The sequence below is a fragment of the Dyadobacter sp. UC 10 genome (genome assembly GCF_008369915.1).
GTDB lineage: Bacteria > Bacteroidota > Bacteroidia > Cytophagales > Spirosomataceae > Dyadobacter.
Genome location: NZ_VSRN01000001.1, coordinates 4,545,624 through 4,564,049, shown reverse-complemented (window position 1 = coordinate 4,564,049; position 18,426 = coordinate 4,545,624). Strand labels below are relative to the sequence as shown.

16 protein-coding genes are annotated in these 18,426 nt (G+C 49.1%); 6 read left to right on the top strand and 10 right to left on the bottom strand.

The features are described from left to right. Positions 1-12 precede the first annotated feature (12 nt). Positions 13-489 carry a hypothetical protein gene (locus FXO21_RS18960; protein WP_149641559.1) on the top strand — a complete coding sequence of 159 codons (477 nt, stop codon included), beginning with the start codon at positions 13-15 and terminating at the stop codon, positions 487-489. A 22-nt stretch (positions 490-511) separates the two neighbouring features. Here FXO21_RS18960 and FXO21_RS18955 read toward each other — a convergent pair whose 3' ends face one another. After that, complete coding sequence (locus FXO21_RS18955; protein ID WP_149641558.1) at positions 512-1,939, bottom strand: glycoside hydrolase family 140 protein; 1,428 nt, start codon at positions 1,937-1,939, stop codon at positions 512-514. Positions 1,940-2,353: 414 nt separating this feature from the next. Here FXO21_RS18955 and FXO21_RS18950 point away from each other — a divergent pair, with 414 nt between their 5' ends. From FXO21_RS18950 to FXO21_RS18930, 5 genes are read left to right on the top strand one after another with little or no spacing between them, the layout of a single operon-like run. Continuing rightward, on the top strand, positions 2,354-3,580 hold the full coding sequence (locus tag FXO21_RS18950; RefSeq protein ID WP_149641557.1) for an enolase C-terminal domain-like protein: 1,227 nt from the start codon (positions 2,354-2,356) through the stop codon (positions 3,578-3,580). 21 nt (positions 3,581-3,601) lie between these two features. Then, positions 3,602-4,387 carry an SDR family NAD(P)-dependent oxidoreductase gene (locus FXO21_RS18945; protein WP_149641556.1) on the top strand — a complete coding sequence of 262 codons (786 nt, stop codon included), beginning with the start codon at positions 3,602-3,604 and terminating at the stop codon, positions 4,385-4,387. Between the two features lie 4 nt (positions 4,388-4,391). After that, positions 4,392-4,748, top strand: coding sequence for an L-rhamnose mutarotase (locus tag FXO21_RS18940; protein WP_149641555.1), 357 nt, complete (start codon positions 4,392-4,394; stop codon positions 4,746-4,748). Then, positions 4,745-5,995, top strand: a complete 1,251-nt coding sequence (fucP, locus tag FXO21_RS18935; protein WP_149641554.1) for an L-fucose:H+ symporter permease — start codon at positions 4,745-4,747, stop codon at positions 5,993-5,995. Before FXO21_RS18940 ends, fucP begins: the two co-directional genes overlap by 4 nt. 36 nt (positions 5,996-6,031) lie before the next feature. Then, positions 6,032-7,777: an alpha-L-fucosidase gene (locus FXO21_RS18930; RefSeq protein WP_149641553.1), complete on the top strand. Its 1,746-nt coding sequence runs from the start codon at positions 6,032-6,034 to the stop codon at positions 7,775-7,777. 172 nt (positions 7,778-7,949) lie between these two features. Here FXO21_RS18930 and FXO21_RS18925 read toward each other — a convergent pair whose 3' ends face one another. From FXO21_RS18925 to FXO21_RS18885, 9 genes are all read right to left on the bottom strand, one after another. Continuing rightward, positions 7,950-8,159: a helix-turn-helix transcriptional regulator gene (locus FXO21_RS18925; RefSeq protein WP_149641552.1), complete on the bottom strand. Its 210-nt coding sequence runs from the start codon at positions 8,157-8,159 to the stop codon at positions 7,950-7,952. Between the two features lie 6 nt (positions 8,160-8,165). Beyond that, the gene (locus FXO21_RS18920) at positions 8,166-8,564 is read right to left on the bottom strand and encodes a hypothetical protein (protein ID WP_149641551.1); all 399 of its coding nucleotides are present in this window, start codon (positions 8,562-8,564) and stop codon (positions 8,166-8,168) included. Positions 8,565-8,699: 135 nt separating this feature from the next. Continuing rightward, a complete protein-coding gene (locus tag FXO21_RS18915) occupies positions 8,700-9,101 on the bottom strand; it encodes a VOC family protein (protein ID WP_149641550.1) in 402 nt (133 codons plus the stop codon). A 300-nt stretch (positions 9,102-9,401) separates the two neighbouring features. After that, a complete protein-coding gene (locus FXO21_RS18910; RefSeq protein WP_149641549.1) occupies positions 9,402-9,584 on the bottom strand; it encodes a hypothetical protein in 183 nt (60 codons plus the stop codon). A gap of 355 nt (positions 9,585-9,939) precedes the next feature. After that, the gene (locus FXO21_RS18905; RefSeq protein WP_149641548.1) at positions 9,940-10,137 is read right to left on the bottom strand and encodes an SGNH/GDSL hydrolase family protein; all 198 of its coding nucleotides are present in this window, start codon (positions 10,135-10,137) and stop codon (positions 9,940-9,942) included. Positions 10,138-10,175: 38 nt separating this feature from the next. Further along, positions 10,176-11,657: a right-handed parallel beta-helix repeat-containing protein gene (locus FXO21_RS18900; protein WP_192579252.1), complete on the bottom strand. Its 1,482-nt coding sequence runs from the start codon at positions 11,655-11,657 to the stop codon at positions 10,176-10,178. Between the two features lie 74 nt (positions 11,658-11,731). After that, the gene (locus tag FXO21_RS18895; protein ID WP_149641546.1) at positions 11,732-13,345 is read right to left on the bottom strand and encodes a RagB/SusD family nutrient uptake outer membrane protein; all 1,614 of its coding nucleotides are present in this window, start codon (positions 13,343-13,345) and stop codon (positions 11,732-11,734) included. An 18-nt stretch (positions 13,346-13,363) separates the two neighbouring features. Continuing rightward, positions 13,364-16,855: a TonB-dependent receptor gene (locus tag FXO21_RS18890; RefSeq protein ID WP_192579251.1), complete on the bottom strand. Its 3,492-nt coding sequence runs from the start codon at positions 16,853-16,855 to the stop codon at positions 13,364-13,366. A 247-nt stretch (positions 16,856-17,102) separates the two neighbouring features. Beyond that, positions 17,103-18,353: a FecR family protein gene (locus FXO21_RS18885; protein WP_149641544.1), complete on the bottom strand. Its 1,251-nt coding sequence runs from the start codon at positions 18,351-18,353 to the stop codon at positions 17,103-17,105. Between the last annotated feature and the right edge of the window lie 73 nt (positions 18,354-18,426).

Here is an 18,426-nt window from a genome sequence, read left to right as displayed (position 1 = left end):
AGAGCTTTCAATATGACAGCCGCTTATAACCCTTTTGAAATCCTGAACCTGCCGATGATCCGCCGGCTCACCCAGCATGGCAACCACTTCATTGTTTTGCAACGCTTCAACTGGCCGGGCATCAGGGAGGGGAATGGATTTATCGCCACGCCCTACAAAGATGAAAAATCCGGTAAAGCGCACGCGGCCCGGCTGGCGGAAAAAGAAGGGAAACTGCTCACTATTTCCTCGGACCTTGAAAAGATCACTACCCTGATCAATGATCCGAGATACAGCCTATTCCTTTGCACTTTTCGTGAAAAATCATGGAGTAAGAAAATTATTAAATTGTACCAGAGAAATATGATAGCCTACATCAAAAGCTGCATGCCGGTCACCTCCAATGATGAGATTATCATTCACCTGGATCTCAAATTCGGAAGGCTGAAAGCGACTGTGCCGGCTAACGCGCCCGAGCATGAGTTTGATGTATATGAAATGATAAAATGAACATGATGTAATACGCTTCTGGTCACTTCATTTTAGCCGCCACAGGCAGGGGGTAATTTTTAGCAGCGTCATCTACAATCAATACCCAATCCAAACCTTCCCGGCCCACTGCTGGAGGAGTAAACAGCTGCTGACCGGTATTATTGAAAGAACCGGCATCTTTGCACTCGCCGGTGCGGGGATTAAACCAGTTGGCGACCACTTTTTCACCGCTAATCTTGCCCATGCTTAATGTAAAAGGCTTGCCCTGCGCGCTGTAAACAAATACATAATCTTTGCCTTGCGTGGCCTGGATTAAAGTGGTGTTGCAATCAGCTTCTGACAAAAGATTTTGATTCGGAAAGCGGTCCAGGTACGGACGCGACAGCATCAGCGTTTTTAGGTGTTTCAGTTGATTGGCTCCCGCCAAATCCAGCGATTCGTGCCACGGCTTCGGTGCAAAATTAACGGGTTTGCGGTTTGTATCGAAAAACTGCCAAACCGCATGAACCCCATAGGTATGGCCAAACGCCCCACCAAATACCGATAAATAAGCAGCCTTACGTATATCATAGGGCGTGCTGTAACCCATGTCTTTTAAATTAAAGCAGACCGGGTGCTCTTCGTAAATAGGCTCACCGTTGATCACCGGCTTAACTGGTGTAAGTTGATAATCTTCGAATACTTTATGATGCTCCATGGTTTCGCGGCAATGGCCGGTTTGCAGCATATTAAAGTCAAGCCAGGCATCCTGATGAAATTCTGTAGAAGACGAACGCCCGCCTCTGGGATGAAATGTAATCACACCTTTGTCCGCCCCACCAATACCCTCCGTTACGCCGACAGCCATCGCGCGCCAGATGGCCAGAAACTCCTGCTTTTCTACGGTGCGATCTCCGCCTAAAATCCAGATAATATTATTTTTATTTTTATAACGGTTTCCTAAGAATTGACCGTAAGTTCTGGCGTTGTCCGGGTTAAAGATGGCCGCCCCTTTGTCTCCATTGACTTTGTCACCCCAGGTTGGTAACAAACCTATATACAAACCATATTTACCGGCCAGGTCAATAATGGCGTCTACTTTTTTAAAATAATCGGGGTCGGGTTTGGCGGGATCTTTGTTTTTAAGTGGTTTAAATCCTTCCGGTGTCGGGGTATTGAGCCCATCCAATTCGGAGAGCAACACCGCCTGAATAACAGTAAAACCTTGCTCAGCCCGCTTTTTCAAATAGCGTTCCGCTTCTGTGAGGTCTAAACGGTGAAATAATTCCCAGGCTGTATCACCCAGCCAAAAGAACGGCTGGTTTTGCCCTGTGCTGGCTTCTGATACAACAAGATAGCGTTGGTTATCGCTTACGCGCAGGCTTTGTGCCCGACCTGTTTCCGGTAAAGATGCAAAAATCAGGATAGCCGGAGATGCCCTGAACAGCAAGAGATTTACCCATGAGAAGTTTTTTAGCAGATACCTCATCGTGATTCTTAGATTTTAGGGAAAGATCGGGCAATGGAAATTTTTATAAGGTATCACATTTAAATCATAAAACTGATTAGAAAAAAATCCCCATCATGAATCCACCTCAATAACCCTCCTTTTTGCAATAGATGATCCTGATTTGTCTCCGAAAGCGGGATTTTCAAAAAAAGCAAACATAGTACCATAAAAGATCAATCTGAAATCAACTTAATGCACTTACTACGTATTCATTTGTATAATTTCTATAACAGATGTGACACTCAGCGGTTCAAATACAGCAAACATTGGATATCAACGAGATAGATATTGATCCAATTCATTGAATATCAAATTTTTATAGGTCATTCCAGTTTAGCACCAACAAACGTTAATCAAAAGAAACTACTTGTAGCATATTGACATCCTCTACCCATGCGCATTACATCTATTGAAATCCGGGACCAACGATATGACCTTCCGGAAGGCGTCGGATCGGACGCCACGCACACCACACCGCAATACGCTTATGCCGTATGCTGCCTTAAAACAGACTCGCGGCTAACGGGTACCGGACTTGCTTTTACGCTCGGCGCCGGCACCGACCTGGTGTGCAAAGCCATTGAATATCTTTCAGGTCCGTTGAAAGGCCGCGAAATTGAGGAACTGATGTCGGTTTTCGGTCAGGAATACAGGCGCATGGCCGATTCCCCCTCCCTGCGCTGGCTAGGGCCACACAAAGGGGTTATCCACCTGGCTTTGGCCGCGATTGTGAATGCGTGCTATGATTTATGGGCAAAGTCGCGTGGTGTCCCGCTCTGGCAATTGTTGCTGGATCTCACCCCTGAACAACTCGTGGACACGCTTGATCTGAGTTACCTGGAAGAGGTGCTCACCAAAAAACAGGCGATCGGGCTACTGGAAGAGCATTTCTCTTCCCGCGAATCCCGCGGTTGCGTACTCAAAACCGGTTACAAGGGCTATGATACCTCGGTTGGCTGGTTTAATTATTCCGACGAAAAGATCGTCGAGAATACAAAAAAGGCGATGGACAACGGCTTTAATGCATTGAAACTAAAAGTTGGGTCCGACGACCCGGCGCGGGACCTGAGGCGTGCGGGCCTGATCCGCAACACTGCGGGCCAGGAAGCGACGATCATGGTGGATGCAAACCAGAAATGGAACCTCCCGCAGGCATTGGATATTTGCGGCCGCCTGGGCGAGATCAACCCGTTCTGGATCGAGGAGCCCACGCACCCCGACGATGTAATTGCGCACCAGGCCATCGCAAAAGCCATTGCTCCTTTTAAAGTAGCAACAGGTGAACACATCCCTAACAAAGTCATATTTAAAAATTTCCTTCAGACCGGGGCGATGGATTTCTGCCAGGTCGATGCGGTGCGTGTCGGCGGCATTTCAGAATTCCTGACGATCAGCCTGCTTTCCCGCAAAATGGGTGTTCCGGTAGTGCCGCATGTAGGCGATATGGGGCAGATCCATCAGCATCTTGTCATCTTCAACCACATCGGTATCGGGCACGAGCATTTGTTTCTCGAACATATTCCGCACTTACGTCAATATTTTGTAAATCCTGCCCAGATCTCAGGCGGATACTACCAGATACCGCAAGTACCGGGCAGCAGCAGTGATCTGAAAGAATAGGAAATTTAAAACAATCAAAAAATGGCGGTTTTACAAACTGGACAGGCACTGGAAGGCAAGGCGGTTTTTCTCACGGGAGGCGCCGCAGGCATCGGACGCGCATGCGCGGGCGCCTACTTGCGGGAGGGTGCGCGCGTTTGCGTAATGGACCGGGACCAGCCCGCATTGGAAGAATTTCAAACAGCCTTTGAGGCTAACCCGCTCATCACTTTCAGCGGCGATGTGAGTAGAGCGGCCGATGTGAAGGCGGCCATTGCACAAGCGGTGGAGGCTTTTGGGCGGTTGGACGTAATCCATAACAATGCCGGGATCGCGAGTCCGTCAAAACCACTGCATGAAACTTCGGAGGATGAATGGGACGCGCTGTTTTCGGTGAACCTGAAAAGCGTTTACCATACCACCAAATATGGTCTGAGCCATTTAAAGGAAACCAACGGCTGCATTCTGAACACCGGCAGCATGGTTGGGGAAATTGGACAGGAAAACCATGCGGCTTATGTAGCGACCAAAGGAGGTATGAATGCCCTTACCAAGGCAATGGCGCTGGATTATGCGCCTTTCGGGATACGCGTGAATGCGGTGTGCCCTGCGGGCGTGTGGACTCCGATGCTCCGGAAATGGGCCGGCGAGCAACCCGATCCTGGTCAAATCGAAAGTTATCTGGACGGCATTCACGCACTCGGTTACTGCCCGGAAGGCGATGTGATCGCGGATGTGGCCGTGTTCCTGATTTCGGATGCGGCGCGGTTCGTGACGGGATGCATGATGCCGGTGAGCGGCGGCGCGGAGCTCGGTTATAAACGATAAATACATGGCAATACAAAGAACCTGCATGGCGCTCGACCTGCAAGACGACCCGGAACTGATCGCGACTTACGAGCATTATCACCAGCCGGAACACATCTGGCGCGAAATCCCGGCAGGCATCCGGGAAGCCGGGGTGGTGGATATGCAGATATACCGGATAGGTACGCGGCTCTTTATGATCGTGGACTGCGAGGAAGGGACAGATTTGAAAACTGCGTTTGAAAAAATGGGGACGCTACCCCGCCAGGCCGAATGGGCGGCATATATGGCCGGTTTCCAGGTGAAGCTTGCAGAAGCCCTTCCAGGTGAGCATTGGGCCACAATGAAACCTGTTTTTTTACTTAATGATCATTTGAAATGAATAATATGAAGGGCGTGATAGTCCCGCTTTTGGTGGTAATGAGCCTGATGTTTATCTGGAACCTGAGCCGGAATATCAACGATATCCTCATTCCGCACCTGAAACGTGCCTGCCAGCTTACCGATTTCCAATCGTCGCTGATCCAGTCGGCTTTCTTTGGAGGGTATTTTCTGCTTGCATTGCCGGTGGGGCAGTTTATTGGCAAATATGGTTACAAGGCTGGCATGGTGACGGGCCTGCTCACGGCATCCATCGGCGCTTTTCTCTTTTTTCCTGCTGCTGATACCCGCTACTATCCGCTCTTTTTGGGTGCATTATTTATCATGGCGGCAGGCTTCACTTTCCTGGAAGTAACTGCCACTCCCTACATTTCTATCCTCGGCGCTCCGGAACGCGCATCGAGCAGGTTGAGCCTCGCTTCGGCGGTGGGGTCCATTGGTGCCACGATCGGGCCGTTTGTAGGGAGCCGCTTTCTGTTGCATGCCACGGAAGTGCCAACTACAACCGTTGCGCAATTTTCGCCCGATCAGCTCGCCAGCTACCTCAATTCAGAAGCGCAGCTTGTAAAAATGCCTTATCTGAGCCTGGCAGGGTTGTTTATCGTCATCGGATTACTGCTGATATTCATCCGTTTGCCCAAAATCGAAGAGGGAACAGGCGGTGGCACGAGCATACGATCGGTTCTCCGGTTCAGGCACACGGTCCTGGGTGCATTGGGTGTATTTTGTTACCTGGGTGCGGAAGTTGGCATTGTGAGTTTCCTGATCAGATATGCCAAATCATCGGGTATCCCCGGATTGACGGAACAGAGCGCGGCGCTTTTTATCACATTATATATGGCGCTGGTACTGGTCGGTCGCCTTGCAGGCGCATATTGGCTCCGGCGCGTTAACCCATCGCGAATGCTGGCATTCTGTGCCGCGGCAGCGATCATATTGATCGCCATTTCCATGACGACGGTCGGATATGTGTCATTATATGCGATGTCGTTTGTCGGGCTGTTCACCTCGGTCATGTATCCGATATTGTTCACGCTCAGCATCAAAGAGCTGGGCATTTACACTAAAACCGGATCCTCCCTGATCATTATGAGCATTGTCGGCGGCGCGATAGTACCACCGGTGATGGGGCTGCTTTCTGATTCATTCAGTATTAAACAGGCATTCATCGTACCGGTGTTATGCTATGTATATCTGGTTTATTACGCAAAGGCCGGGCATGTTGTAAAACAGCCGCTGGTCGCCTGACGCAGCATCTATATTTACCTATTCCCATTCATCCTTATGAAAAAAACGATCCTGTTATTACTGCTGTCCTGTTTTGGCTTCGAAGCTTTTTCTCAAAGTACCATCACCACGGCGCAACGCCTGAAATGGTGGCAGGATTCAAAAATGGGCCTTTTTATTCACTGGGGCCCGGTTTCATTGATCGGTAAGGAAATCAGCTGGTCGAGGGAAGGCTATGGTAAAGCTAAATATGACTCGCTTTACAGGCGGTTCAACCCTACGCGTTTCAATGCGAAGGAATGGGTAGCACTCGCCAAGGCTTCGGGTATGAAGTACATCGTGCTAACCGCCAAACACCACGACGGCTTTTGTCTGTTCGATACCAAAACCACCGATTACAACATCATGAACACGCCTTTTGGCCGTGATGTGTGTAAAGAACTCGCGCAGGCGGCGCACGAAGCCAATATGCCGATCTGCTGGTATTTTTCCGTCGCAGACTGGAAGGATCCTGACTGCCGTAACCCGGCCACTAATGCTGTTTTTGCCGATCGAGTGGAGGAACAGGTACGTGAGCTATTGACCAACTATGGAAAAATCGGTCTGTTATGGATTGACTTTGAAGGCGGACCGAGCCCTATCGAACCAAAAAGAGTGTACGACCTTGCCCGGAAACTGCAGCCTGGAATCATCATCAACAACCGTCTGGAACCATTCACGCCCGACGAATCGCACGCCTATATCGGCAAGTATGCCGACTATGCTACGCCCGAGGGCTTTGTGGCTGGCTATGGCAAAGTTCCCTGGGAAACCTGCACAAATATGGGCCATCAATGGGCCTGGCGTTTCAACGACCATCCGCGCAGCCTGAAAGAATCCCTTCACACGCTCTTGCGCTGCGTGGGCGGAAACGGTAACCTGCTCTTCAACATCGGCCCTGACAGTACCGGTGTTTTCCCAACCGAATTCGCCGACCGCGCCCGCGAAATGGGTGCCTGGATCGCAAAAAACGAAGCGGCGATTTATAACACGAAAGGCGGCGTTTACACCCCTGCCACGGATTATGTCAGCTCGTTCAGGGACAATAAAGTATATGTGCATATGCTGAATGCAGCCAAAAAAGAACTGGTACTACCCGCAATGCCGGCCAAAATCACTAGCGCCACGCTGATAGACGGCACCAAAGTACCTTTTACACAAACAGATCAGTCAGTCAGTCTCGCATTCCCTGCCAACCAAATCGATTCGGTTGCGACCATTGCCATCCTGACAATTGACAAGAACGCGGTCAGCATTGCCCCGATCGTTCCGTTCTCGACCACAGGGTCAATTGCTTATGCGAAAAAAGCTACGGCATCGAGCTCAGTCGGGCAGTTTTACCACGACCCGGCTGCTGCGGTTGACGATAATCCAAAAACATCCTGGAAGATCGGACGGAGAAAGGATGTCGATTTTTCCAGATTTTATGGCACGAACCTGCATTTCCTGTCCAAGGAAGTAATGGACATGTACGAACCATCGGGCTGGCTGGAAATAGACCTTGGCAAACCGCAACTGGTAGGGAAAGTGAAGCTGGGTGAGAAAAGTTACCAGAATTCCGAAGTCAGGAAATTCGAAGTGCTTTACCACGACGGCAAAAAGTGGGTATCCCTTGCAACCGGCGAAAAAATGGGCGCCTGGGAAAAGACCATAGCACCCATTAAAGCGCAGAAATTCCGCCTGGCGATTCTGGAACGTGTCGGATATTTCGAAATAACCGAATTCCAGCTATTCCCGCCGGACCCCGCTAAATCAGGTCAATGACAACCTTCGACCAGCATTGAAAATCGCCAGCGGGGATCAGCATCAGCGATTCTACATAAAATTGATTAATTGTTTAACCAGCGGCATCAGGTTGTAAATATCTTTCTGATTTCAGATAAACATACTTGTTGTTGACAAGAAAGATATCATTTAACGACCAAAACGCTGTCGCTTATACCGTCCAATCGGATTCTTCCAGCTGAAATACTTCGTCGACAGGTCGTTGCAATACATGCGCGATTTTAAAGGCAAGCAAAGCAGATGGAATAAATCTGCCTGTTTCAATTGAGTTGATGGTTTGCCTGGACACTTTTACTTTATCCGCCAAATCCGCCTGGGTTATGTTATTGCGGGCACGTTCCAATTTAATCAGGTTTTTCATTAACCGTCAATTTTTATACTTCAGGTAATGAAACAGGCCAAGAGAAAAGAGCAATATCAAGACGATAGCGTGATACGCGGGAATAGACTCATAGAGCTGCCCTGCATCAGGCTCAGGCTTGCTCAAAAAAAAGTAGTTAATCAAATGCGTTACGAACAATCCTACCGGCACAGCCCAGGTCAGCGCCTGAAACTTCAACTGATGAATGCGCTCATCATCGATTTTCTCCTTTGAGAAGAAAATGAACATAAGCCCCCAGCAGGAAAGACTGGTAAGCAAGTTGAGATCAACCAGGTCAAATTGGCGGTATTTCAAATAAAATGAGTATACTCCCCAGCAGATCAACAAGATACCTACAAACTTCATCTTGTAGGAATAGGAGAACACGCTAAATGTATCGTTCATAGTCTGTAAAGTTTATTAGTCCAAATGTAAAACAAACTTTACAAAATAAAAACCCTCTAACACATTCGTGAGATGATTACGGCAGTGCAAACTGACTATTTCGGAGAAGTAGTCCGTCAATGAATCGTTTACGGGCTAGGCTTTCAGATTTAATTGCCATGTAACGCCGAATTTATCCCCTACCCATCCAAATTTCTGACTGAATCCGTAATTATCCAGAGGCATATAAACATTCCCATTTTCAGACAGGTTATTGAATAGCTTCTCAATTTCATCTTTTGTATTACACTCGACATATAAGGAAATAGCCGGAGAAAAAGTCCACTCATGTTTAACGTAACTGTCGCTGCAAATGAATTGCGCTCCGTTCAACTCAAATTTGGCTACCATGATAGTACCCTCCTTAGCCGGCCCACCGCTCCCGTGACGGTGCAGATCGACAATTTTCGAATTATCAAATAAACTGATGTAAAAATTCATTGCTTCCTCAGCATTGTTTTCCTGGAATGTCAGAAATGTTGCGATTTGCTTTTCCATGTCGGTTTGTCTTTGAGTTGTTATCTGAATGTCTTTAAAACCAGGGTGTCAAATTGCATGACCGAGCGCTTTGATTCGGCCAAAAATAGTGTTGGCAAACAAAATTTCGATCATACTTTAGTACCAAATGTGCTGTCCATCACAGTGCGAACGTCAAAACCATTCGAATCACTTCATCACCAGTCATGATCACCCGATTGGCACAGCATTGCCACTGTCCTGTCAAAAGCTTCAGCCATTCGGAGTGCAGGCAAAGTAGACGGGACGAATTTAAGATTTTCAGAAAGCGACAGCTGACAACTATCGATTAAGTGGTCTAAACGAATTGACTGTATCGGCCTTAAAAATGATGATGTACTTTTGATTCGGGCCGATAGCATTCCAGCTGTTGGGAAGCATTGTGACGATTGTATCGCTTACAAATTCCAGATCACCCAATGTTTTTTCTGGATCTATAATATCGACAACTTCTGACTTTGGCATTCCGACTTGTATTGAGTCGGAGCGAAAGAAAAAGTACATAAATAAAACAGCCACTACAAGGAGTAGCGAAGCGGGAATTAGTTTTTTCAGCATTAGGATGAGGAGGTCGTAACTCAAATCTACTAATAGCTGATATCGTAGACAATCAGGCGCAAATAAATTTATTATTCGGTAAAAATTATCCTTCCCGGCTCGGTTCTCCTTGGTTTTTCTTGCAAACAAATCTCACCCTGCCAGGATCCAAGCAACATCCCGGAAGGAGCCGATTAGCTCGCCTAAAATTTTCTGTCGGGCGCATTTAGAAAGAAGCGCCGCGAGACGATTTGAACTTTCCAAAAGGCTGCATGTGGCATGCCTATCTGCAATTTTTCAACTTCCTGATAAAAGGAAACAAAGCATCTGCCATTTGCTGATGCTCTTTCAGGTCCTGGTGCCAGTCGCTGGCATTGGCATCAATGATCCCGAAATCAAAATGATGTACCTTTTTGTCAGTTGCAGCAAACTGAACAATAGCGCTGATAATATGATTCGCATAACAGATTATGATCATCATTCAAAAATAGCTGCATTCCGGCCCAGGTTGTTTTCCGATTATTTTTCCGTTCCCGACGGATAATTCGGCTGGTAATTGTCAATATGAATCTCAGGCGGAAAATTCTCTTTCCACCAAAAATTCTCCCTGGTCGCTCCTTTCGGAAATGCTCCTAAATAATTCCCGGCCCCGTCCTTTGCAGGCGAATTTTCTTTCAACCTGAAATCACCTTCTTCCGGATTTTGGAAAAGTGGATCCGCCAGTATTGCATGTGTGCCCGTCGTAGCGTAAACACTGTCTTTAAGCCAGGTCTGCAGGTAAATCGGAAAATCTGTTTGGTTAGTATCCTGGATCAGGTTTCGGCTGATATCGATTTGCTGCTGACTCGCCCATCTGTCGACCATCCTGCCCGTATGCCCTATTTCGAAAGGAAAGTTGCGGGAGAAGATATTATTCTGAATGCGCAGGTTTTTAAGCTTGGTAGAATACAGATAGCAGCCCCCGCTCAACCAGTACTGGGGATCGCCAGAGAAGTTCTTTCCCCAGCCATTCCGGTAAAACGTATTACTATATACGTCCATATCTTCCCGCAGATTATCCTCGCCCCATCTGGAAAAGAAAATCCCGGTAGCGCGGTTATTATAGATCAGGTTATGATGGATTTTGAGGTTCCTGGTATTCGGCCCGTCCTCCGACGAAACGGCGATGCCGGATTCACAGCCGTGCACCACATTGCTATACATTTCAATGTGCTCGAGCTGGCCGAACCAGGCGTCTATATATAATCCCTGTCGCTTGAGATCATGCACATAGTTATGATGAACTGTACCAAAAGCTGCGGTCTCCTTCACATCTATACCTTCTTTCTCGCAGTCGTAGACATGGTTCCACGCCACTTCAAAGTGGTGGGAGCCGGCGACGCTGATTGCCTCATGCGGCGCTTCGTGTCCTTTATAAGGCGTCCAGCTCATTTTCATATCGTTGGCATTGATGACGGTGTTGCCCAGGATGCGGATGTATTCGCAACGCTGCCAGGAGGCGATCCCGGGCGAGAGGCTGTTTTCGGATGTACAGTTGATCACATCGATGCACCGGCTCTCCTGGATATTAATTCCCGAACGATGCGAATTGCGCACATGTATGTTTACCAGCCGGATATAGGCAGCATGCTCGATCTGCACAAGACCATTGTTGCGCGGATAAATGCCGCTGTCTGGAATATTAATTTTTAAGCCGTCCAAAATGACTTTGGCGCCCTTTTCGCCACGGACCGTTATCCAGCTGTCGGCGCTGCCTTTAACAGATATGGTAACCGGCGCACCCAGGTTATACAAGCCGTCGAGCAAGGTCAAGGTGTTGCCAGGTTCCAGCATATCTACGCCCCTCTGGATCGAACGCAGCGGCTTGTTCCGGGTTCCGGGATTTGAATCTTTTCCCGAAGGCGAAACGAATATTTCACGAACCGGCCCCACCGTTTCTGCTGCCGAAGGATTAAAAGTAACAAATAGGAAAAAGGCAAAGAGGAGACGTAAGATAGTCATAGGAATAAATTTCAGTCCTGCTGTAAAAGTGAATGATGTGATGGATGGCGCTACGAAGAGCGCCATCCATCATATCATTCATATCCGGGATTGTTACCGGCTGCTACCATAAGCGGATTCGTGTTCATTTCCCGCTGCGGAATCGGGAATAATAGATGCCGCGGCACCTGAAATTCAAAATTGGCAGTGTCGTAATTATAGCCAAAATCGCGGGCCGTCCAGCTGGACAGATCGATAAAACCGGCTGCGTGCCAGCTCCTGAGATCAGTCCACCGGATTCCCTCTTCGGCCGCAAGTTCGACAAAGCGCTCATTCATAATGGCCTGCATTGTAATCGCTGTGCGGTTGGCGGGACTGGCTGACATCTTGCCATCTTCTGTGGAGCGCCTCGCACGGGCGCGGACATCGTTTACCTGCACAAGAGCCGCAGCAGCGTTTCCGGTTTGCAGATACGCTTCAGCAGCCAACAACTTGATATCAGCATAGCGGATCAGGCGGGTATTGTTGGTAGACGATATGCCCCAGACCTTTTCGAACCAGCATCGCCCGGGATACACATATTTCATCAGCTGGTAGCCATCAAACTTGTCCCAGGCGGGTGCCTTCACCTCCGTATTGCCGGATACATTCGTTGTAAATTTGGCGAATGTGTACTCCTTCCTGGGGTCACCCCCGTCATAGGCAGCAATCAGTTTTTTTGTCGGACCGTAAATACCTGAAACATAATTACCCCAGTGACTGGTACTGTAATGGTACATAGCGCCCATTTGCCCTGCCCCGCCTCCGAAATTATTGTCAAGCCAGGCATTATCCTGGTCCGTAGCGTGGCTGGCCTGCAGTTCGAAGAGTGACTCGGCATTGTTTTCGTGCTTGTAATCAAAGTTTTCCGCAAAATGCACCAGCTGGCGGGTTTTGATTTTTTCGAAAGCGACAATGGCTTTCTGGTAGTCCCCGGCATCAGCCTTTTTATACCTCGCACGCAGCGTATAGCATTTCACCAGAAGCCCGTAAGCACTTTCATCAAATACCCTTCCGCGTTCAGTTTCTGCTTTCCAGTAGGAAGAGGCAGGCAGCAGCGTTGCGGCCAGTTCCAGATCTTCTATGGCTTTATCCAGCATTTGAAAGTCCTGCGTAGGCGGCAATATCGCGTCGGCGATCGTGCGGATTCGCGTGTCCTGAAGAGGTGCTTTTCTGAAAAAATCCCACAAACGATGGAAAGCCCATGCGCGAAGAAAAAGTACTTCGCCTTTGTTGATATCGTTCAGCCCAACGGTGCGGTAAATGGCCTTCACGGGCTCCTCCTCAAGTTTTTCCAGCATAAAATTGCACCTGTAAATGATCTGGTATAGCCTGGTCCAGAGCATGTTCACTTCTCCGTTTGCGCTATTGAGCCCCGCGAATGCTTCCATCGCTCCGCGACCCGCGTCCTGGTGCGTAATGTCGTCGCCGGGCAACAACAGGATCTGGTGCGAGCCGCCGCCATCGTTGAGCAGCGGACCGTATAGATTATAAAATCCGGCATAGCAGGCGCCAACGCCTTCCTGCACACGGAGTTCAGATTCGAAATATTCGCTTTCCAATTCAGCCGTAGGATTGATATCCAGCCGATTAGCGCACGAGTTCAACAGCAGAAGCAGCAGCGTCGCTAAGATCGGGGCCGGGTTATAGCATTTATATTGTGTCATCATGATGTGAATCTGGTAGGGTTAAAACTTTGCCGTTAATCCGACAAAAAATGTACGTGGCACCGGGTAGTTGTCGTTTTCCGGATCAAGTCCCGTGTAGCGCGTCAGGGTAAATGCATTGGATGCTCCTGCATAGATCCGGGCTGTCTGGAAGTATTTCTTTCCCGCATTGGAACTCAGCTGAGGGATCGTGTAACCCAGCTGCACATTTTGAAGCCGCAGATAGGCCGCGCTTTCAAAGAAAAAATCGGAGCGGCGAAGGTTCTGTACCGGATCTCCAAACACCAGGCGCGGGTATGTGGCGGAGCGGTTTTCCGATGTCCAGGCCTTATAAACTTCCCGCGTCACGTTATCTCCTTCGGTAGGCATGAATGTCCCGGCTTTAATATTGTTGTATTTGACTACGTCGCCTACCCCTGTGAACTGTACATTGAAGTCGAAACTCTTATAACCGGCATTCGCATTGATCCCGTAGAAAAATCCGGGAATCGATTTACCTACGTATACCATGTCATAAGAATCGATCCGCCCGTCTGCACCCTCCGAATAAAATTCATTTTCGTTCTTGGGCGCACCCCGGCGGTCCTGAAAATAAAAGTCGCCTGCACCCACGCGAGACCGCTGGTAATTGACATCCTCATAGCGGGAGAGCCACTGCTGCGCTTCCTCATCGCTCTGAAATACCCCTCCTACCTTATATGCGCGGTGGTAAAACATAGAGTAGCCCTGCTCGACGGTTCCTCCGGAGGTCGGGATTCCCTTGTAAGTTTCCAATACCCGGTTGGCGGTCGTAGTGAGGTTAGCACCTACGCCATAGCGGAAATCGCCTAGCTGCTGCTGCCAGTTCAGGTTAAATTCAAAACCCTGGTTTTGCACTTTGGCCACATTGGCTACCGGCGTTTCAATTACACCGACACTTGAAGGAAGGTCGATGGCCTGCAATATGCCGTGGGTTTTTTTATAGTAGTATTCTGCGGAGAAGCCAAGTCCTTTCAAAAGCTGGGCGTCAAAACCAATATTGAATGTTTCTGTTCTTTCCCAGGTGAGGTCACGGTTAGGGATGCCGAAGATCGTTGCCCCCTCGTAGAACACACCGGACGAAGGACGGTCTGGCTGGTTGCTGTTTCCCATAGCGTAATGGGGATTTCTGGAAATTGCAGACAAATAAGCCATATCACGCACCTCCTGGTTGCCCAGCTGGCCCCAGCCAGCCCGCAGTTTCAGGTCGGTGAGCCAGGACACAGATTCAAGGAAAGATTCGCTTTTTAGTCGCCACGCGGCGGAGACAGAAGGGAATGTTCCCCAGCGGTTCTCAGGCGCAAAACGGGCACTCCCGTCGCGACGTACCGTCGCATCCAGATAATACTTTGATGCGTAATTGTAGCTTGCCCGGAACAGGTAACCCTGCAGCGCCCAACGCATCTGCTCGCTTCCAACAGAAGTATAAGCGCGTTCTCCACCCAGCACCCGCAGGTAGTCCTTTTTCGTTGTCATGTACTCAGTGCTGGCAAGCTTGTACATTGCATCGTATTTCTGGTCCGAGAAGTTGAACAGCAGGTCCAGGTTGTGGTTGCCGAAGGAGTTGGAGTAGTTGACCATCAGCTCCTTCATCATGTTATTATTGACCACATCACGCTCCTCATAGGAACCGACAGACTTACCGCCGCCCCTGGCACGCGGATCTCCGGCGGTGTAGTCGAACACATTAGCGTCATAGTCCGAAAACTGGTAGCGCGTAGTGACGTACCGGTCCAGGCTCACAGTCCCTTTTACGGTCAGATGTTTCAACGGGGTCAGTTCCACGTACAGGTTACCGATATTGCGCCAGGAATCATAAGAAACATCATTTGAATTCATGCGGCCGGCTTCGTTGATACGCGTACCCTGCCCGTACAATTTCTGGTTTGAATAGGTACCATCCTCCTGGATCCCGCCCACCACATTCGCATATCCATTATAGCTCGGCAGGCCAGGCGCCGCATAAACGGGCTGCCACGGAGCGCTCCGGATCACATCGAAATAGCTGTTAACACCGTCGCGTCCCGACGCATTGACAAGGCGGTAGTTGACACCAGTCTTTAGCCAATCCTTGATCTTCGAATTTAATTTAAATGAACCCGAATAGCGTTTCAGCTGGTTGACCAGGATAGTGCCTTGTGTGTTCGTGTAGCCAACCGACACGTTATAGTCGGTATTTTCACTACCTCCTGAAACCCGCACCGAATAGTCCTGCAATGCTGCATTTTTGTTCCGCACAGCATCCTGCCAGTTGTACGTTGGAGAATTACCCAGGTACCTGGCGCTGCCAGGATCAAACCGCCCCACGTTGTCTTCCGTAGGCAGCCGGTCGGGATCAGATGCGAAGACTCCCTGGACAAACGAAGTGTACTCCGGCGTATTTAGCCAGTCGAGTTTCTGCGTAAGATTCTGCACACCCAACCGGGCACTGAAATCCACCGCCATCGCGCCCTTTCGGCCAGTTTTGGTGGTGATCAGCACAACGCCGTTGGCTGCACGCACTCCATATATTGCCGCAGCGGAGGCATCTTTCAAAACTGAAATTGACTCAATGTCATTGGGGTCGATCATCGACATAATGTTGATCGGGCCGCGCACATCTCTGATCCTGGCATTTTCGTTTTCGATCCCTGCGCCCATTTCGGTTACCGGAATTCCGTCAATCACGAAAAGCGGATCAGAAACGCCCCAGGTGTTCGTCCCGCGAATACGAATCGTCGGCCGCATCATCGGATTACCGGAATTGCCTGATACCTGAACTCCGCTCATGGTACCTTGCATGGCCATTTCGGGTGTCATAGAGACCGATTTGTCAATGGTTTCCGCACTAATGCGCGATATGGCAGTGGTAACGTCTTTCGCAGAACGGGATCCGTACCCGATCACAACCACTTCGCTCAGCTCGCTGGTAGATGCGGCCATCGTCACGTCAATGATGCTCGCTGCGCCAATTTCCTTTTCCTGAGGCGAATATCCGACCATTGTAAATGCAAGCACAGCTGCTCCGTCCGGTACGGCCAGGTTGTATTTCCCATTCGCATCTGTGGCGGCGCCTACCGATGTTCCCTTGACAAGCACGGTTACCCCGGGCAAAGCGCCACCTTCCGCATCGGTTACGGTGCCGGAAATACTCCGCTCTTTGGGTGCGACCGGCTGTACTTCTGCCGGCGGGTTCGCCTGTTGTCTGCGAAGCGATTCCACTCTGGGACTTATCAAGATCGTTTTGTCCTCGATTTTGTATGTGAAGGGCTGGTTCGAAAAAAGCCTGGAAAGAAATTGTTCCAGAGGCATATCCTTCGCGGTTACCGTGACCGGCGCGCCTTTCAGAAGTTCCTTATAATTGTAAAGCACTACATATCCGCTTTGCTGCTCGATGGAGCGAAAAACATCTATGATCGAAGCACCTTTCGTGTTTAACGTGATGCTTTGTGAATAGCTGTGCGCGTGCAACTTCAGGCATGCGAGCAACAGAATACAAAATACCTTCATCATCATAAAGGTTCGCCAGGATATAGTTCTATAGGTGCACAGCCGGCCTGACAGGCCATAACTATCCAGCCTTCGTTTTTTATTCATAACTTTGAAAAACTAAGGTTTACATTTTGTGAATAATGAGATGTTCGCGATGGAGACCAGCGGTATATGGCAGGGTAGGTGGTTTCGACACTTCCCTGCTCTTTTTTTACCGTCTCTGGTTAGAGTTTAAGTAGACGTTTTGTTCATCATGAGGCTGCCGTTTAGTTTATAAATCACTGTTTTGCTTGTCAGTCGGTATGTATAATACAAGTGTGCGGTCGGGCATGATTTCGGATTGAATCCTGAAATCCTTTTCCAGGAATTCCAGGAACGTCGATAGCCGGACGCCCCTGCTCATTTTGCCTCCCAGATAACCCGCAGGTTTCGGACCTTTATAGGTCACCCTGACGTCATACCACCTTTCGATCTGTTTCATTGCTTCCTCTATATTCAATCCATGAAAGTCAAAAAGGCCATTTTTCCAGGCAACAGCAGTCGTTGGATCAACTTCTAGTACAGCTACTGTACGACCATTGTCGCCGATAATGCTTTGCTGACCTGGCTTTAATACTTTTTCATTTCTTAAATCATCATTGTCCGACCTGGCATTGACCCGCACCGAACCGGTCAGCAATGTCGTTTTGCTGAGATTTTCATTTGAATAGGCATTAATATTAAACGACGTGCCCAGGACCTTTACACGCTGCATTTCCGTATCGACGATAAATGGTTTGGCAGCATCTTTGGTGACTTCGAAGTATGCTTCTCCCCGAAGCGTAACCTCCCGCTTGCCGCCGGTGAATGCGCTGGGGTAAGTGATGGAACTCGCCGCATTCAGCCAAACCCGGCTTCCATCGGGCAAAGAGAGCTGATACTGCCCGCCATTCGGTGTGGCCAGCGTGAGAAGCTGGACATCAGAAAAATCCATTTTGCTGTTTGCACTTGAATCCATGACCTCCGTACCGTCCAGGTAACGAATACTGTTACCGGTCGAAATTCCCTGCTGACTGTCACTCAAATTGACCCTACGCCCATCGGCCAGCGTGAGTGTGGCGCGATTACTTCCAGCCATGATTTCGTCGATAGTGATACCAGCCGCAATCTCGTTTCGAGCGACATCTGTTTGCCGGAATTCTATGCCTGCCCAGAGCAACAACAGGAAGCTGGCAGCGGCAACAGCCACTTTCCACCAAACCCAGCGAATAACCGGTTTGGCATCGTTTGCCGGTTCATCATACTCCTGAGTAGATTCACGGACTTTGGTTAAAATCTCAGGATATAATTGTTCGACACGATTATCAATAAAATCAGCATGCTGCGCCTGCGCGTCATCGGCCAGCGCCTGGCGAACAATCTCGCTGAACTCCGCATCATCCAATGTGGAGAGTATGAAAAGCAGTTTGTCAAACTCCTCCCGGTTTGCCCGGTTGACGAGGTAAGCGTCCAGCAGCTTTTGTATCTCTTCTCGATTGCCCAAATCAAATTAAGTTTTCTTTTATGGGCCTATACGAGCGGTTTTCAAAAACACACTATTGAATAAAGTCAGTTTT

What these genes read in the sequence shown, in the direction of transcription:
- FXO21_RS18945 (WP_149641556.1), top strand. Translation starts at nt 3,602, where the DNA reads ATGGCGGTTTTACAAACTGGACAGGCACTGGAAGGCAAGGCGGTTTTT.
- FXO21_RS18910 (WP_149641549.1), bottom strand. Translation starts at nt 9,584, where the DNA reads ATGCCAAAGTCAGAAGTTGTCGATATTATAGATCCAGAAAAAACATTG.
- FXO21_RS18955 (WP_149641558.1), bottom strand. Translation starts at nt 1,939, where the DNA reads ATGAGGTATCTGCTAAAAAACTTCTCATGGGTAAATCTCTTGCTGTTC.
- FXO21_RS18920 (WP_149641551.1), bottom strand. Translation starts at nt 8,564, where the DNA reads ATGAACGATACATTTAGCGTGTTCTCCTATTCCTACAAGATGAAGTTT.
- FXO21_RS18900 (WP_192579252.1), bottom strand. Translation starts at nt 11,657, where the DNA reads ATGACTATCTTACGTCTCCTCTTTGCCTTTTTCCTATTTGTTACTTTT.
- FXO21_RS18950 (WP_149641557.1), top strand. Translation starts at nt 2,354, where the DNA reads ATGCGCATTACATCTATTGAAATCCGGGACCAACGATATGACCTTCCG.
- FXO21_RS18895 (WP_149641546.1), bottom strand. Translation starts at nt 13,345, where the DNA reads ATGATGACACAATATAAATGCTATAACCCGGCCCCGATCTTAGCGACG.
- FXO21_RS18960 (WP_149641559.1), top strand. Translation starts at nt 13, where the DNA reads ATGACAGCCGCTTATAACCCTTTTGAAATCCTGAACCTGCCGATGATC.
- FXO21_RS18940 (WP_149641555.1), top strand. Translation starts at nt 4,392, where the DNA reads ATGGCAATACAAAGAACCTGCATGGCGCTCGACCTGCAAGACGACCCG.
- FXO21_RS18915 (WP_149641550.1), bottom strand. Translation starts at nt 9,101, where the DNA reads ATGGAAAAGCAAATCGCAACATTTCTGACATTCCAGGAAAACAATGCT.
- FXO21_RS18905 (WP_149641548.1), bottom strand. Translation starts at nt 10,137, where the DNA reads ATGATGATCATAATCTGTTATGCGAATCATATTATCAGCGCTATTGTT.
- fucP (WP_149641554.1), top strand. Translation starts at nt 4,745, where the DNA reads ATGAATAATATGAAGGGCGTGATAGTCCCGCTTTTGGTGGTAATGAGC.
- FXO21_RS18925 (WP_149641552.1), bottom strand. Translation starts at nt 8,159, where the DNA reads ATGAAAAACCTGATTAAATTGGAACGTGCCCGCAATAACATAACCCAG.
- FXO21_RS18930 (WP_149641553.1), top strand. Translation starts at nt 6,032, where the DNA reads ATGAAAAAAACGATCCTGTTATTACTGCTGTCCTGTTTTGGCTTCGAA.
- FXO21_RS18890 (WP_192579251.1), bottom strand. Translation starts at nt 16,855, where the DNA reads ATGATGATGAAGGTATTTTGTATTCTGTTGCTCGCATGCCTGAAGTTG.